This window comes from Amycolatopsis kentuckyensis, assembly GCF_002155975.1.
Classification (GTDB): Bacteria; Actinomycetota; Actinomycetes; order Mycobacteriales; family Pseudonocardiaceae; genus Amycolatopsis; species Amycolatopsis kentuckyensis.
The window spans coordinates 1-517 of the sequence record NZ_MUMI01000363.1 but is presented as its reverse complement, the minus strand read 5'-3'; the positions used below and the strand labels follow the sequence as shown (position 1 = coordinate 517).

Annotated in this window: 1 protein-coding gene; it reads left to right on the top strand. The window is 68.7% G+C overall.

Going from position 1 to position 517, the window contains the following annotated elements; genetic code table 11:
• Positions 1–277: 277 nt before the first annotated feature.
• On the top strand, positions 278–517 hold a 240-nt coding region (locus CCN39_RS31330), incomplete at its 3' end, for an ATP-binding protein (RefSeq protein ID WP_244211078.1).

The window sequence follows — 517 nt, the reverse complement described above, 5'->3', positions numbered from 1 at the left end:
CGGCGAAACCGGCGTTCGGCGAGCTGCGCAAGGCCCTCGCCGCGATCGGCGAGAAGCCGAACTTCCGGAACAGTTTCCAGGTCCCGCGGAAGATCGAAGCCCTGCTGGGCCTGTGGCCCGACCTGGGCTACGACCCCCGCTAGCGGGCGGCGCACGCCACTCCCGGGAGGGCAGCGCGCGAAAGTTGTCGGGGTCGGCGGATATCCTGCACTACGGTGCAGGCGAGTCCGCACCACCACCAGCACTTTCGCGAGCCACGATCCGGGAGAACGACCCTGTGACTGCCGAGACCTTGTACGGGGCCGACGACCTGACGCATCTCGAGGGTCTCGAAGCCGTCCGCAAACGCCCCGGGATGTACATCGGCTCCACCGACAGCCGGGGCATCAACCACCTCTTCTCCGAGGTGGTGGACAACTCGACGGACGAGGGTGTCGCCGGCCACGCGACGAAGATCGTCGTCACGCTGCACGCCGACGGGAGCGTCCAGGTGGACGACGACGGCCGCGGCATCCCG